Below are 16,121 nucleotides of genomic sequence, written 5' to 3' on the forward strand. Positions count from 1 at the left end.
GTGTCGGTTTTTGATCCTGTTTTCATCAGCAAAATGCCAGATTGTTGCCATAGTTGTTGCGTATACTGAGGGCATTCAACGTACGAGGAGATAAAAATGGACAGAACACAGAGCCGGGCCCTGGCGTTGGGTGTTTTTCTGGGATTGGGCTTGCTGGGGTACTTGTTGGCCAGTGCCGCCATTGATGTGAAGGAATATGAACGCACGGTGACGGTCAAAGGCTTGTCGGAGCGCGAAGTGGCCGCAGATGTGGTGATTTGGCCGGTCGCCTTTACCAATGCCGGCAATGATGTGCAGCAACTCTATCTGACGATGGACGAACATGTTGAAAAGATCCGGGCTTTTTTAACCTTAAAAGGCATTGCCGAGGACGCCATCAGTATCAATCCACCCCTGGTGACAGACAAATCCGCCCAGCAGTGGGGAGGAGGACAAAAAGCGGAGTTCCGCTATACCGCCACGCAGACAGTGACCGTCTATTCGAACGAAATCGAACAGGTGCGTCACGCCATGCAAAGTATCTCGGAGCTGGGAAAAGAGGGGCTGGTATTTGGCGGCAATGCCTATGAAAACCAGCCTGACTATCAGTTTAGTGGTCTAAATGGGCTGAAACCTGAGATGGTAGAGGAGGCCACCCGTCATGCCCGCAGTGTGGCACAGAAGTTTGCCCACGATTCTGACAGTCAATTGGGTAAGATCCGCCGGGCGTCACAAGGGCAGTTCAGCATCAGCGACAGAGATCGCAATACGCCTTACCTGAAAAAAGTGCGCGTGGTGTCCACCATCGAATATTACCTGGTGGATTGATTACCTGAATTCCGTTACTCCCTTATTACTGAGCACGCGGGCGCGAATTTTCTCATAATCGTCGTTGAGCAATACCTGCCCGATACCACTTTGGTTGAGCAGCACGCCATCCGTTCCTTCCGGTTGACGCCGTTTCACCCGCATGCGCCGCCTCTTAGTGAAATAGTTAAGGGGGGAGCGGCTGGCAAATAGCCAGCGATTGAGACGGTCGAACCAGCGCAGCAAGCCCTTTGGAAAGGTGTTCTTTATGCCACTGGAGGTAATTTGCAGAATTTCGGGACTGTTTGCGCGAAACCGCAGGGTCACGTTGTAAACAAAAGAATAATGCACATCTCCGGAGAGGATGACAAAGTGAGGTGGCGTTTTATGATGACGGAAGATATTCAACAGCACATTTGCCGCACCAGGGTGGGCCATCCAGTTTTCAGCATCAACCAACAGCGCTTTGCCGAAAAACGTGAAAATGCGTTGCACCACTTCGATTAACTTGACCCCAAAAACCGGTGCCGGCGACACCATGATCACCGCATTTTCTCCGATTAACTGCTGCTGTAGCTCACTCAGACTCTCCCAGTCCATCAATCCGGAGGGTTTTGCAGCGTTACTCTCAGATCGCCAGCGATGGGTCCGGGTGTCCAGAACAATCAGTTTCGGGGTGGTATCCAGATGGTAGTGCCAGTGTTCCCACTTCAACATCTTGTCAATGAGTTGGTCATGCTCACCAATCCCCTTTTCGCTGAAATGCGGCAGTGTGTCTGTCAGTAAGTCTGAGTAGTTTTCGGGCTTGTTGCCCCAACCCTGACATAGAAAATAGGCGAGCAGGGCATTGCCGATGATGCGTTTCGAGAAAGGATGGTGGTAAGCCGATTCTTCCCAGGCGCGACTGAGGTTCCAGTCATCAGTGACATCATGGTCATCGAAGATCATATAGCAGGGGAGGTGTGCCAGTGCCCGGCGCACCGACGTGAGATTGGCGCTAAACGCTTTGATGGCGGCCATTTCCTGTCGATATCGCGCCCGATGTTGAGTGGGAATGCGGTTCTCCCCTGCCTCCAGATCGATCCGTTGCCAGCACTCCGGGGACCAGACAAGCAGATACATGGCAATCACCTCACTGAAACTGATCAGGTGATTGTGCGCCCCGGATGCGGTGAAAATCGGTTTGCTGGCTCCGGTAAAGAGCCGCTCCAGCATTTTTTGTGACGCTTTATCTGCCGGCAGCAATGACTCTCGCTGATAGTAGCAATGGGGATCGCTGTATAGCTTCTGACTGCAGTTGGTTTTTGTACCCTGCCATGTTTCATCATATAACCCCAATGTGTCGATGAGCTGATGAATGGCCACCAACATCGGCCCGGCAACATCATCGGCATAAATCTGATCGCCAGATAACATCAGCAAAGCAGGACGCTGTGTCAGATCCTGTTCCGAGCTGGCTATCAGGTGGTCCACCTGCAACATGCCGTCTTCTGAAGAGTGATGAGGTTTGCGGCAGGAGCCGTGCAAAAGGTTGTCGATACGTGAACTCAGAACAAAACCAGGTAAGTTATGGCCGGGATAACAGAGGTCAGAGAGCATTTTGCTCACCGGACAACGCTGTTTGCCGAGCAGCAAGTCATAACTCAGCAAGGTATCTTCCGGTAAGGGATGGTCGACAGGAATATGCAACAAATGCATAAAACAGTGCTGGCCAAGGGGAATCTGCTGGTGTTCGGGTTGGCCAAGAGTCTGCTTTAATAGCGGTTGTTCTGGAGTCAGGAATAGCTGAAACTCAATCTCACAGGCAGCCGAGGTGACCAACCAGAAATTCAGTTCAGTTGGCGAGCTATGACGTAATATGGGTCCGGCAAGGACAGTCTGTTTAAGATTCTGCACCCGTTATTTTTACCAGCCCTGTAACCTTACTGCAATTGACTGTGCCGATAATTTGTAAAGCAATATGAATCTCAGAGTCAGATGACAGTTGGGGTTGACCCCCCTTTGTCCTTGCCAGTACTCTCAACGTCACGGGTAAGGGGCTCAAGCGGAGAAACAGGAGCAATGATGGTGAGGTATATCGGGCTGTTGGTAACGTTGTTATGGTGTTCAGGGTGGTCTGAGATGGCCCTGGCGCAGTCATTGGAAGTAAAAGGTCGCTGGCTGCGAAGTGCTGATGGCACAGTGATGGTAGATCCTCAGCCTTCAGGCCTGATGCTATGGCAGCAGCAGTTGCTGTCAGTTTCTGATCGCAGTGCCCATGTATCACAGCGTCTGAAAATTCACCCGATTGATGCCAGCCGAGCCACTCTGAATGGGCCGCAATGGCCCATCAAACTGGCTAACGGACTAAAGGACAGTTGTTTTGCTGATTATGTGACAGATAACCCTGATCTCGAAGCGCTGACCGCAGATCCTCACAATCCTAAAGCCTTTGTGACGGTGACCGAAGATGCCTCGCGATCAACCTTAACGCCCGCTTGTGCCAAACGTTATGGACAGTCTGGCTCAACTGCATTTCCGACACTGTTGCTCAGACTTGAACTGCAGCATGATGACAGCTTGTTGGTAACAGGTATGCGGCCCGTGCGTTTTGCTCCAGAATATCGGGTGGGCAACTTTCCCAATGATGGCATTGAGGGGCTGGCTGTGACTCCCGGCGGTACCTTGTATCTTGCACTGGAAAAAGATCTGGCAATTCAGCCAAGAATCTTTCAAATCACCATCGATGAAAGGTTCTGGCAATCGCAGGCTTTTATTGACGTAGAGGATGCCGAATTGCTGTTGCCTGAGTTTGCCTCTGGCAATCATCCCATCAATGGTCTGGCCTACTATAATCCGGGGCAGGGGGCGGGCTTTTTGCTGGCAGCCGCCCGCAACGATGACCAGCTATGGATTTTGGATCTGGATAAGGCGTTGCCAACCCGAATGTTACAGTTGACCTTTCTGGCCGAAGCCGGGGGCGATTGTGACGACTGGCAGCCTGTTACCTACACCGCCATTGAGGGACTCGCGGTACAGGACCAGACGCTATGGATGATGAATGATCCGTGGAAAGAGAATTATCTGAAGAATGTGATTTGCGATATTAACCGGCCTCATTTTCAGAACATGTCCGCCTTGCTGTTTAAACTGCCTCTGAATCCACTCTGGTTTAAAAAACCGATGTAACAGATCGCCACGAGTCTGGCCTGCATTCTCGTGGCGATGACAACCCTTACAAGCGATTGGCTTGTTGCTGCAAATAGGCCAGCACGTCTTTCGCCTGGCGGGATTGAGAAAAGGTGAGCAGGTCCTCTCCTGCACAGGTAACACCGTCAGATTGTAACACCGTCCGGTATACGCCTCTTGATGTGGACGCCACACGTCCCACCTGTTGGCCAACGTTTCTGCGTAGCATCGACACGTCATTATGAATGACGGCTTTACAGAATCCGGAGAACATCAGATCTCCGGTAAACTGGTATGCCTGGTCGGCACTATGGCTGCTGTGGGTTTTATGAACCGGCGTCTTGACTGAAGCGACCGACAGCATTGGCACGATTGTCATCACCGATGTGATCAGAGTTAATGTTTTCATTTTGCACCTCACTGGTTTATCTCTTCAAAGGCAGGTAACACCCTGCCTGATTTACTTTAGAGAACTGCCATCAATTGTCTGTGGTGATTTTGTAGACACTGAGTTAGCAGTTTGTAACACGGCGACGAAAGGACCATAAACGGGCGCATTTGTGCCAAAGTGCCCCAGTTTTAGTGCGAAAAAGGAATATAAAAATGATTTTTTATTCGAAGAATATCTTAAAAGTGACGGTATTAATGGGGGGCATTGATATGGCGATGCAAAATTTTAACGGATATTTAATAACGTGATGAAAAATCTATTGGTATTTAACTGATTTATTTACCATTATCTGAATGGCGTCAGGCACATAGGCAGGTGTGCTGAGTGGTCTGACAAAAATAGAGAAGAAAATGCCAGGCTGGCCGATATATAGGCCAGTTGTGTGTCTGCATCCTGCACCTGGCACTCAAAACTTATGTCATATCAACCTGGTACGCTGTTATGAATGCATTTCGACAAGCTTCTTTGGCCCTTAAACTTCTTTTCACCGTTGGTGTATTGCTGATCGTTGTAACCCTGGCCTTCTTACTTTATAGCAATTGGTCATTGGGACGCTCTGAACAGATCATTGTTGAAGAAGTCAGTGAACAGCTTGAGCAACAGGTGGTAACCGGGCTTAAAGCTCAGGCCGGGCAGCAGGCCGCCGAAGTTGTAGCCGCCATAGAGACCCTATATCAGTATCCCAGAGCGTTAGCGGCGCAGCTGGCGCAAACCATTGAGGACGGTGGCGACGATGCACTGAGTCGTCAACAGGTGCAGAATCTGGTGCGCTATACCTTGTCGGTGAGCCCCTCTTCGTCCATGTATGCGCAGTTTGAGGATAATGGCTTTCATGACAGCGACCAGGATTATCAGTCTGGTTTCGCCCATTCAGTGGATGGTCATGGCTCTTTAGAGATCTACTACGTGCGTGAGCCAGATGGCAGTCTGGTGCTGGAGCAGGTGGATGATGCTGACGAAAAACATGACACCAGTCTAGATGAATTTGGTTTCAGAGCCGCAGAGTGGTATTTGTGCGCGATGGAGAAGCGACGCCCCTGTATTACCAATCCCTACAATTATGAAATCCGTCCCGGTTATGAAGAGCTGATGACCAGTCTCACTGTGCCTATTATGGCCGCGGGCAGCTTTCGTGGTGTGGTCGGGGCGGACATGAACCTGCCCATATTGCAGACCCGCGCAAAAGAGTTAGCCGCGTCATTGTTTGATGGTAAGTCCAAGGTCTATCTGGTTAGCCAGGACGGCATTCTGGCTGCTGCAACGGATGGTGCCGAAAAACTGGCCAGACCCTTCTCAGAACTGGTCAACAAGCAGGAAGCCGAGAGGCTGATGGCACTGACAGAATCTCAACAGGCACTGAAAGTGGGTTCCTACCTGTATGTGGCACAACCTATCAATATCGCAACCGCGTCGACCCAATGGAAGCTGATTATCGGTGTGGATTATCAGGCGGCGATGGCGGCTGTGGGCGCGGTTTCCCGCTCGATAGGGGATGAGGTCAATGCCTTGCTGAGCCAACTGCTGATCATTGCATTGGTGCTAATGGCGGCTTCGCTCATGGTTGTCTGGCTGTTCACTCAGTCCATTGTCAGTCCATTAAGGCTGGTCTCAGATCGCATGAAACAGCTTGCCGGGCAGGGCGGCGATCTGACCCAGAATCTTGAGGTGAATACCCATGCCGAACTGATTTCCCTGGCCGATGGTTTTAACCAGTTTCAGGATAAAATCCGCGCCCTGCTGGACAGTGTTAAATCCTCGAGTCGTGAAGTAGCCGGAAGTGCCGGTGAAACACAGGGCTTTGCTCAGAACACCAGCGATCAAATCAGCCGTCAGCACCAGGAAATTGACAGCGTAGTAACGGCGATAACAGAAATGTCCTCAACGGCAGCGGATGTGGCTAAACATGCCAACGAAGCGGCAGACAGTGCACAGGCCGTGCGCAAATCTGCTAATACGACCGAGCAGAAGCTTAAGTTTGCGGTGGAGGAAGTGAGTCAGCTTTCAGCGGATATGGGCACCGCTTCGGAGGCGGTGGCAAAAGTGTCGGGGCGCAGTGACGATATTCGCAAGATCCTGGATGTGATTGGTGCCATTGCCGAGCAAACCAATCTGCTGGCATTGAATGCTGCGATTGAGGCTGCGCGCGCCGGTGATCATGGTCGTGGCTTCTCGGTGGTTGCGGACGAGGTTCGCGCACTGGCCTCAAAGACGGCCGATTCAGTGGAGGAAATCAGCAATGTCATTGCCGGTTTGCAAAATGAAGTCAAAACCACGGTGAGCGTTATAGACCAGAACAGTACCCGCGCTTCTTCCACCGCAGAAAAGTCAGAAGAAGCGTTTAAAGATTTGACCGTGATAGTGACCGAAGTGGGCAATATTTCCGATCGCATCATGCAAATGGCCACGGCCGCCGAGGAGCAGAGTGTGGTCAGTGAAGAGCTCAATCAGAATATGGTCTCGATTGGCGATGCAACCAGTCAGGTTGCGGCCTTGGCGAAATCCTCCATGCATAGCGCACAGGATATTGCCGACTGCGTAGAAAAACTCCAGCAGCAACTGGACAAGCTAAAAACCGAATAGCCTCTGAAACAGGACTGGATAACAGCAAAACGCCAGCATCATGCTGGCGTTTTTATTTTTTACGGCCCTTTTGGATCAGGGACGCAGGGCCTTATCACCGCGGGCCAGACCACACACGCCGGTACGTGACAGCTCGACAATTTCTCCGGTCTGACCAATGGTCTGTACAAAGGCATCGAGTTTGTCGCTGGTGCCGGTGAGTTCGATGGTGTAGTTCTTGGGGGTCACGTCGACGATTTTACCGCGAAAGATCTCCACCGTTCGTTTCACTTCTGCACGGCTATTTTCGTTGCGGGTCGCCACTTTGACCAGCATCAGCTCACGTTCCACGTGACTGCCTTCGGTCAGGTCAGAGATTTTCAGTACGTCGATGAGCTTGTTGACCTGTTTGGTGATCTGTTCGATCACTTTATCATCACCCTGGGTGGTGATGGTGAGTCTGGACAGACTGGAGTCATCAATGGGAGCCACACACAAAGAGTCTACGTTGTAGGCCCGCTGTGAGAACAGCCCGATGATACGTGACAGCGCGCCCGGTTCGTTTTCCATTAATACAGAAATAATTCTTCTCATCAGGTGCGCTCCGTTTTACTCAATCTCATATCATCCATCGCGCCATACTTGATCTGCATGGGATAAACATGTTCGTTTTGATCCACGCTGATGTCCATAAACACCAGTTTGTCTTTCATAGCAAAACAGCGTGCCATGGCGTCATCCAGTTCTTCGGGCTTATCCACTTTTATACCCACATGCCCATAGGCCTCTGCCAGCTTCACGAAATCCGGTAATGAGTCCATATAGGAATGTGAATGCCGTCCCTTGTAAATCATATCCTGCCATTGGCGCACCATACCCAGGGCACGGTTGTTCAGAGAAATGATTTTTACCGGCATACCGTACTGCAGGCAGGTGGCAAGTTCCTGAATATTCATCTGGATACTGCCATCGCCGGTGACGCAGGCCACCACGGCATCGGGATGAGCCACCTGCACGCCCATGGCGGCTGGCAGGCCAAAGCCCATGGTGCCAAGGCCACCGGAATTGATCCAACGTCTTGGCTTCGCAAACGGATAGTAGAGGGCCGCAAACATTTGATGTTGCCCCACGTCAGACGTGACGTAAGCATCCCCCTGAGTATGTTTGTAAAGTGATTCGATCACCTCCTGAGGTTTAATCTGCTTGTCGTCTTTGGCATAGGCAAGACAATCACGACTGCGCCATGCTTCTATCTGCTCCCACCAATCCAGCAACTGATCTTTGCGTTCGTTCTCATCAATTTCATGCATCTGTTCAAAAAATTGGGTCAGAACGGTTTTGACAGAGCCCACTACCGGAATATGCACATTAATGGTCTTGGAAATAGAGGCGGGATCAATATCCACATGGATAATCTGCGCGTGAGGGCAAAACTTCTGCACATTGTTTGTGACCCGGTCATCAAAGCGCGCACCCAGCGCCAGGATGCAGTCTGCATTGTGCATGGTCTTGTTGGCTTGCACGGTACCATGCATGCCCAGCATTCCCAGAAATTGCGGATGATCACCCGGAAAGGCTCCCAGCCCCATGAGGGTGTTGGTAACCGGCAGGTTAAGCTTCTCCGCCAGCTCTCTGACCAGCGGACTGGCGTCGCAAGCAATGGCGCCACCGCCAACATACACCACCGGACGCTTGGCTTTTAGCAGGACTTTAAGGGCCTTTTTAATCTGCCCCAGGTGCCCTTTGATGGTGGGATTGTAGGAGCGCATTTGCACCTTTTCCGGAAAACGATAGGGATGGCTTTCCTGCACGTTCACCGTATCTTTTGGAAGATCCACGACCACCGGACCCGGACGACCACTGTTGGCGATGTAGTAGGCTTTGGCAATGGCTTCGGGGATATCAACGGCACGTTTTACCAGGAAACTGTGTTTCACAATGGGTCGCGAACAGCCGACCATGTCGGTTTCCTGGAATGCGTCTTCGCCAATATGCATAGAGGGCACCTGTCCGGATAGCACCACCATGGGTATGCTATCCATGTAGGCAGTGGCAATGCCGGTGATGGTATTAGTCGCACCCGGGCCCGAGGTAACCAACACCGTGCCGGTTTGTCCTGTTGCCCTGGCATACCCATCCGCCATATGCGCGGCGGCCTGTTCATGCCGGACCAGAATATGTTGCACATCCTGTTGGGCATAGAGTGCATCATAAATATCCAGTACAGCACCACCGGGATATCCGAATACGTGCTTTACCCCTACGTCTTTCAGTGCTCTTACCACCATGGCGGCACCTGACATCATTTCCACCAGAAACTCTCCCGTTACTCAATTTTGCTGGATTTGGCCACGAACCTGGCTTGTCTGTTGCGGTATTTCACCCACGCCGGCCTGCAAACCGGCAGCGACAACCCGGTAAAAAGGATTATCTTGTTTACCCGGCACTATACTGAATAGATAGGTGGTTTTAAACAGAAAAAGGCATAAAAGTGAGATGAATATCCCATAATATCAAAAAAATAGGATGAAACTTTCGATTGGTCGCTAATTTCCTCTACAAGGCAGGCAAGAGAAGGGCGCCCCAAGAGAACAAAAGGCAGAGATCACCTGGCTCTGCCTCTGTATGCATCAGTCGTCGAGTTCTATCTCTAACTCGCTGTCTTCGCCGATATCATCGGAATCACTGATACTGCCAGCCCGGCTGCCATAGATACTGCCCATACGTGGACGGTTGATTCGCTTCTGATACTTGCACCAGGCTCTTTCTGCAACCGTGCCAGGTTCTTTCTCGCCTCTGGCGGCAGCCAGTAACTGTGCCTCTTCGTCGTTCTCAGGCTCGATCTCACCGTCAATCAAGGCGGCGACCAGGCATCCATAGCGACTCAAAGCCTGACTTTCCGAGATAGAAAAATCGCCTGAGCGTGAAAAGCCATAAGGGTAGTGCTTGGGATCCAGAAACTGTCGTCTCAGGAGCTGTTCTTTGCTTAATTTAGCCATATCGGCATCCCTAACAAAAAGTGTTCAACATCAGGAATGACAGCCCTTACTCACGGGCGATTGTCAAAGACTAAATAGATTTAAAACACCCGGCTGTCAATAAAAATTCGCACCCTGAGCACACTTTTTTTCCCCGGCGATTCAGTACTGATTATTCTTTTACTATTTGCCGGCTTTTTTCGTGATCCAGGCCCATAACATTTCACAGACAACGGTCTCTGTGCCGGTCTCATCGGTGACTTTCACCGCGACATTGACTTCGCCTTTTTCTTCCTTCTGCATGAGTTCGATTTGCTCCTTGCTGAGGGTGGCAACGGCGGTCATGTCGCCCTGAGCACGACTCAGATAACGCAATTGCATAGACTTGATCAGGGGCAACTTATCACCGGGAAGATTAATGCCCACAATAAATCCCGTTGCCGATTCTGCTAACAGCGCCATGGCAGCGGCATGCACGCTGCCAATATGGTTCTGTGCTTTGCGCTTGTTCTTTTGTCTGAAGGTGACACTGGCACCGTCTGTGCCAAGAATTTCCAGTCCTGTGGTGCCTGCCAGTTTGACTTTATGGCAGAACACCCAGGTCATCAGTCTGTTTTTCAGCCAGTGTGGGTAATGACTGATCTTGTCGACAAATTTGCGCAATGGGTTGGCTGCTGGCATGTGTTGCTCCTCTGGTTAGACCAGTTGAGTCTGCCAGAGTGACTGCTCAATCACAAGTCATAGGGAATGCCTCGCTCAGTGAAAAAGGCCTCCAGTGCATCGGTATTTGGCTTATAGCGTTTCCAGCGGCCAATGGAGCGGGTATTTATGGGCTCGCGCACCTGCACTTTACTGGCCGTGGAGACAGGGGCCATATTTTGTTCCACATTCAGGCAGGCGTCCTGCCAGGGGAGGCCACAAAATTCAATGATGCTGCGAACGTGTTGCTCAGGATTGGCGACAAGCTCTTCATAGTTAACCATTTTGAAGTTGGGATGCCCAATGCGGTCAAAAAAGTGTGTCCAGCGATAAAACTTTTCATAGTACTGGGCGGTTCTGGTCAAATCGAGTGCATAGGCTGTAAAGGGATTCTGCAACGAAAAAAGTTGCCGGAAATTGCCGATGCAGGTATCCATCGGATTGCGAAGCATACAAATGATTTTGGCATCAGGCAGTGTCCGGCGAATAATATCTAAGTACAGGAAGTTGAAAGGCAGCTTATCGACAAAGTGGGGGTGTGATGACGCCAGCGATGAAGTGCGGGCAAGATACTGTTTGCCGATCTCACTGAAGTCCGCCTGGTAGGTTGCATTTAATACCGCCTCATCTAACAGCCTTGGTGTAGAGGTTCCAGCAATGGCCTTTATGGTAATAGAAAAGTCATGCAACTCTTCCCCAGAGCACACCTGGTCATGTGAGGAGAGTATTCTTTCCATTAATGTGGTGCCGGATCGTGGCATGCCGACGACAAAGATGGGCTGATTGCTGGTGTAACCACTTTGCGCTAGTGGCACTGACGTCTTCGCTTGTAGCGCATCAAACAGTGCATCTTCGGCGCGATGGTCATATTTTAATTTACTCAGTGTCTGTTTTTTGTGCTGCTGTAATATGACAAAGGCGTCCTGATAGTTTTTCTGCTTCTCGTGCTCTTTAGCAATAGCGTGAGCCAGATGCAGTTGCTCATCCGGATGGCTTGTTTGCTCAAGTAATGCCTGCATCTGCGGCAGTAATTCCTGTACGGGCTCAGAGAGTTCGGTCAGGGCAAAATAAGCTTTGACGTATGCACGATTAAGCTCAATGGCCTGCCTGAACGCTTGTTTTGCCTTATCAAACTGGCCCAGAAATTTGGCAGCCACCCCATAGTTGTAAAAGTAGCTTTCTTTGCTGCGATCTTTTTCTATGGCGTTTTCATAGTAGTACATGGCCCGTTGATGCAAACCCACTTTACTCAGGGCGACGCCCACCGTATCGAGCAATAATGCAGAAAGCCCCTGCATTTGTGAGAACACCTTTTCAAGTGCCTCCACCTGATGGCGATTACGGGTTAAAGAGTGGGCTTTGATCAGGTAGACCAAATGCTCCTTCTCATTGTTTTTATCCAGTTCACGGGCTTTTTCTATCAGTTGCACGGCTTTTTCCGGCTGTCCTACCTCTAAATTAATGATTCCGAGTAAAAAATAGGCATCAGCATAGTGGGGGGCCTGCCTGATAATCTTTACCAGCAGTGGATGCGCCTCGATAAAGGCTTTTTTATTGATAAGCTGTATGGCTTGGGTATGCAGGTCTGAAATGGAATACATATTGATGTCGTTGTTTTATGAAAAAATAAGGGCGCCTAGGGCGCCCTTATACAATATCAATAAAGTTCGCTTAGAACTTATAATTAAATTTCACACCAACGGTACGTGGTGGCAGCAGGAAGTGACCATACACACGCTGCAGTTCAGGCAAGTTACGGCCACCATTTGCCCAGGACTTGTCACGACGCGTGCCGGTAAAGGCATACTTGTCGAACAGGTTGTTAGCATACAGTGTTACTGACCAGTCGAACGCATCCAGTTTCAGTGACAGGTTGCTGACTCCGTAGCCCGGAAGGACTTCGCCGTCTTCTCTCACGCCCACTTTGGTGATGACGTCACTTTGTGCGGTCAGACCGTAGTTGACGATCAGCAATTTGTCATCAAAGACTTCCTGTTCGTAACTGACGCCCATGGAGAACTGTTGCTTCGCGGCACCAGGCAGTCTGTCGCCATCTAAAGCGCCCACGCCACGGCCGAATAAATCGGGTGCATCTGCGGTCAATTGGGCATCTGCATAGGCATAGGTTGCGTAGGCTGTAAGATTGTCGCTGAGGATAGCCCGGGTGGCTAACTCAACCCCTTTGGAATTTGCCTTACCCGCGTTTCCGGTAATGATTTCCTGTCCGTTAACCGAGGTAACCTGAATTTGAGCATCATCCCAATCGACACTGAACAGTGACGCGTTGAAATGAAACTTGTTTCTTAACCAGGTGCTCTTAAGACCCAATTCATAGTTAGTGGTGGTATCCGGTTCATAGGATATTTCTTCAGGCAATGCGCAGACTACCTGCTGATCACTGTTCAAATCTTCCTGTGTACAGGGACGCAGTCCATTGGCGCCACCGAGTCTGAATCCTTCACTGACTGTAAAATAAACCATGGCATCGCTGTTAAGCTGATAGCTGGCATTAAACTTAAGCAGGTTGCCGTCGTCTTTAGCGCGGGTGGGACTCAGGCCAATATCGCTCAGGCTATCCACAGGGACACTGGTATACAGTGGCGTGGCGGCACCCGATTGTGACCAGACATCATATTCATAAAAACGCGCGCCAACGGTCAGGCTCAGGTCTTCTGTGGCCTGATAACCCACTTCACCGAAAAGGGCTCTTTCGATATCTTTGGACTCACTCAAGGCAATGTATTCGAGGTCTTGCTCAATATTAGGCTGTCCACCAGGAGTGCCCCACCAGAACTCAGTCAGTCCGGGGGTATACTCGCGATCATCTGAACTGCTTTCCAGATGGTTATAGAAAGCGCCGACGATCCAGTTCCAGTCGGAGGTTCCCTGAGATACCAGACGGATTTCCTGAGTAAATACGTCCTCTTCGCCAGTGTCACGGGTATAAGCGGCAAAGGCTGGGAAGTCTGCGTAACCGGAATAGATGTCATACAGCAAGTCAGTCTGATCACGCTGGCCAATCTGATCATAAGTACTGAAGCCTGTGGCAGAAACCAGTTCTGCAAAGCCCAGATCGTAATTCACTTCCAGACTCAGCAACTGATCTTCTTTTTCGTTAGGCTCTTCATAGCGGTAAGCAGATTCATAAGGACCAATTAAATCCGCAATAGGGTTCAGATCGCTGATGCTCTGATATTGAACAATAGAGTTACCGCCGTGCTCTGCCTTCTGATAGAAATAATTCAGCGTGGCATTAAAGTCGTCATTGGGTGCCCAGCGCAGCGATACGCGACCGGTGAAGATTTTTTCATCGTTAGCGTCTTCTACCTGACGCAGGTTTTCTTTTACTGCGGCGGAATCAGACCAGTCCGGGTCGGGCAGAGAAACACCTGGTTCGCGTACCACATAGTTATAGTCGACATACCCAGGACGGTCGTAATAGTTGAGACTGGCGCGCACTGCCAGTTCATCGTCGATGATCGGCGTGTTAAACACCAAACCGGCTTCACCGCCAACATCACTGCTGTTGGCCAGCGTAAACACATCACCGTTTATCTCACCTTCGGTGAAGTCCATTACAGGTTCTTTCAACATGTAACGGATTGCACCGCCCAACGTACCGGCACCATACAGTGTACCCTGTGGGCCGATCAGTACTTCAACGCGTTCAACATCGGTTAAACGCAAATTGATATTCAAGGGGATTTCACCCAGGTACTTGGCTACCGTACCGGCGTCTGTGCCGCGATCGGAAGAGGTGGTATTCAGGCCACGCACAATTACCGGCGAGCCTTCTCGGCCGCCCTGGTCCGTTACGGTCAAACCGGGTACCCAGCGCGCCACGTCCTCCAGGTCGCCGATATTCTGCTCTTTCATCACATCGTCATTCAGAGCGGTAATATTCAGTGGAATTTCCTGCACTGAACCGACCCTGCGCGTTGCAGTGACCTCAATTTTTTCAATGGATCTTTCAGCTGCAGGGGTTTCCTGTGCCAGGGTGACGGGTGCATAAATGGCCGACAAGACAGCTGAAGCGATCAGTGTGCGGCTGGTGGAAAGGTTTAGTTTCATGTGTGTTCCCATTTAACAGATGTTAAGTAGAGCTAAGAGTTTGGTGTTGTTTTTTAGAATATAAACACAAAAATATTTCTCACACAAAGGGAAGTTTAGGATGGAGTTTGCATGTAAATGCGCCTCAGCTGATTTTTTATGCGCTCCGCCCTAATTTGGTGCAAGGTGAGCTTACATAAGTTTAACAACCGAAAAGCACAAGTGCCGTTTCGGATTCCCCTCCTTTCCCTGATTTTAAGCCGCTCCGGGCAGAAACTGTAAACATTACAGGCCAGCGTGTTGTTCTGAGGTTGTGAATAAAAAGTGAATTTTTGACAAATTGATCTTTTTATATTTTGTTGCACAAACCCGGTGCCGGGTCATAGATTCACACACTTTTTTGCAAGAACACGGGGAAACTCAAGATAGTGAGGATGAAAACAATATTTTGCGTTGCAACAGCACCGAGCTGGTAGGGTGACGTATGAGTCAGTGTAGAGTTGAACGCGTAAGAGATGGGATTTGGAGCGGGAAACGAGATTCGAACTCGCGACCCCAACCTTGGCAAGGTTGTGCTCTACCAGCTGAGCTATTCCCGCACCGAAAAGATAATTATGGAAGCAGAATTGGAGCGGGAAACGAGATTCGAACTCGCGACCCCAACCTTGGCAAGGTTGTGCTCTACCAGCTGAGCTATTCCCGCATTCTGCGTCGCCTGAGTTGAAGTGCATCAACCTCAAGCGGAGGCGCATTTTACAAAAATTCCTGCTTTACGCAAGGAATAATTTGCTCAGGCCCCTTATCTGGTTAAATTGTGAGCATTAAATGCTGAACACGTGCTGACGATAGAACTGCATCTCGGCAATCGACTCGCGAATATCATCCAGTGCCTGATGGGTGCCTTTTTTCTTGAACTGCTCCAGCAGCTCTGGTTTCCAGCGTCTGACCAGCTCTTTTATGGTGCTGACATCCACATTACGATAATGAAAATACGCTTCTAGCTGCGGCATATGACGAACCATAAAGCGTCTGTCCTGGCCGATACTGTTTCCGCACAAAGGTGACACCCCTTGCGGTACCCATTGCTGTAAAAAGGCCAGCGTTTGTTCCGTTGCCTGCTGTTCATCAATCTGGCTACTTCGGCAGCGTGCGGTGAGTCCGCTGTCACCATGGGTTTTTGTGCACCAGTCATCCATACCATCGAGGACCGCATCGGCCTGGTGAATCGCAATGACCGGACCTTCGGCGAGGATATTGAGCTGGCCGTCAGTGATGATCGTGGCGATTTCCAGGACTTTTTCCTTATCCGGATCCAGACCCGTCATTTCCATGTCTATCCATACCAGGTTTTCACTACTTTGTGCCATCTTGCCCACCTTAAATTTTGGTATTTCGGCAGCCAAAGGTTACACTCACTGCCTTGTAGCTCC

The 16,121-nt window shown here is 50.3% G+C and carries 12 protein-coding genes and 2 tRNA genes; 3 read left to right on the plus strand and 11 right to left on the minus strand.

What is annotated here, in order from left to right; genetic code table 11:
• Positions 1 to 96: 96 nt before the first annotated feature.
• On the plus strand, positions 97 to 807 hold the full coding sequence (locus tag CCY32_RS12785; protein WP_088331295.1) for an SIMPL domain-containing protein: 711 nt from the start codon (positions 97 to 99) through the stop codon (positions 805 to 807).
• Here CCY32_RS12785 and CCY32_RS12790 read toward each other — a convergent pair whose 3' ends face one another.
• Positions 808 to 2,682, minus strand: coding sequence for an alkaline phosphatase D family protein (locus CCY32_RS12790; protein WP_088331297.1), 1,875 nt, complete (start codon positions 2,680 to 2,682; stop codon positions 808 to 810).
• A gap of 165 nt (positions 2,683 to 2,847) precedes the next feature.
• On the opposite strand from CCY32_RS12790, the gene CCY32_RS12795 reads away from it, so the two are divergent.
• On the plus strand, positions 2,848 to 3,954 hold the full coding sequence (locus CCY32_RS12795) for a hypothetical protein (RefSeq protein WP_168171517.1): 1,107 nt from the start codon (positions 2,848 to 2,850) through the stop codon (positions 3,952 to 3,954).
• 46 nt (positions 3,955 to 4,000) lie between these two features.
• On the opposite strand, the gene CCY32_RS12800 is transcribed toward CCY32_RS12795, so the two are convergent.
• Positions 4,001 to 4,363, minus strand: coding sequence for a DUF3718 domain-containing protein (locus tag CCY32_RS12800; protein ID WP_088331301.1), 363 nt, complete (start codon positions 4,361 to 4,363; stop codon positions 4,001 to 4,003).
• Positions 4,364 to 4,846: 483 nt separating this feature from the next.
• Here CCY32_RS12800 and CCY32_RS12805 point away from each other — a divergent pair, with 483 nt between their 5' ends.
• Positions 4,847 to 6,985, plus strand: coding sequence for a methyl-accepting chemotaxis protein (locus CCY32_RS12805; protein ID WP_088331303.1), 2,139 nt, complete (start codon positions 4,847 to 4,849; stop codon positions 6,983 to 6,985).
• A 75-nt stretch (positions 6,986 to 7,060) separates the two neighbouring features.
• On the opposite strand, the gene ilvN is transcribed toward CCY32_RS12805, so the two are convergent.
• The 9 genes from ilvN to orn all read right to left on the minus strand — a co-directional run bounded on the left by ilvN (position 7,061) and on the right by orn (position 16,058).
• The gene (ilvN, locus tag CCY32_RS12810) at positions 7,061 to 7,558 is read right to left on the minus strand and encodes an acetolactate synthase small subunit (RefSeq protein ID WP_088331305.1); all 498 of its coding nucleotides are present in this window, start codon (positions 7,556 to 7,558) and stop codon (positions 7,061 to 7,063) included.
• Positions 7,558 to 9,276 (minus strand): acetolactate synthase 3 large subunit, encoded by a 1,719-nt coding sequence (locus tag CCY32_RS12815; protein WP_088331307.1) that lies wholly within the window; start codon positions 9,274 to 9,276, stop codon positions 7,558 to 7,560. The genes ilvN and CCY32_RS12815 overlap by 1 nt, the downstream gene beginning before the upstream one ends.
• A gap of 318 nt (positions 9,277 to 9,594) precedes the next feature.
• Positions 9,595 to 9,963, minus strand: a complete 369-nt coding sequence (locus CCY32_RS12820; RefSeq protein ID WP_088331309.1) for a DUF413 domain-containing protein — start codon at positions 9,961 to 9,963, stop codon at positions 9,595 to 9,597.
• Between the two features lie 162 nt (positions 9,964 to 10,125).
• Positions 10,126 to 10,623: a DUF4442 domain-containing protein gene (locus CCY32_RS12825; protein WP_088331310.1), complete on the minus strand. Its 498-nt coding sequence runs from the start codon at positions 10,621 to 10,623 to the stop codon at positions 10,126 to 10,128.
• 50 nt (positions 10,624 to 10,673) lie between these two features.
• On the minus strand, positions 10,674 to 12,242 hold the full coding sequence (locus tag CCY32_RS12830) for a sulfotransferase (protein ID WP_088331312.1): 1,569 nt from the start codon (positions 12,240 to 12,242) through the stop codon (positions 10,674 to 10,676).
• A gap of 70 nt (positions 12,243 to 12,312) precedes the next feature.
• Complete coding sequence (locus CCY32_RS12835) at positions 12,313 to 14,712, minus strand: TonB-dependent receptor (protein WP_088331314.1); 2,400 nt, start codon at positions 14,710 to 14,712, stop codon at positions 12,313 to 12,315.
• Positions 14,713 to 15,214: 502 nt separating this feature from the next.
• Positions 15,215 to 15,290: transfer RNA gene (locus CCY32_RS12840), tRNA-Gly, on the minus strand.
• A gap of 28 nt (positions 15,291 to 15,318) precedes the next feature.
• Positions 15,319 to 15,394 (minus strand) — tRNA-Gly (locus CCY32_RS12845).
• A gap of 118 nt (positions 15,395 to 15,512) precedes the next feature.
• Positions 15,513 to 16,058 carry an oligoribonuclease gene (gene orn, locus CCY32_RS12850; RefSeq protein ID WP_088331316.1) on the minus strand — a complete coding sequence of 182 codons (546 nt, stop codon included), beginning with the start codon at positions 16,056 to 16,058 and terminating at the stop codon, positions 15,513 to 15,515.
• Between the last annotated feature and the right edge of the window lie 63 nt (positions 16,059 to 16,121).

The sequence above is a fragment of the Lacimicrobium sp. SS2-24 genome (assembly GCF_002201535.1).
Taxonomy (GTDB): domain Bacteria; phylum Pseudomonadota; class Gammaproteobacteria; order Enterobacterales; family Alteromonadaceae; genus Lacimicrobium.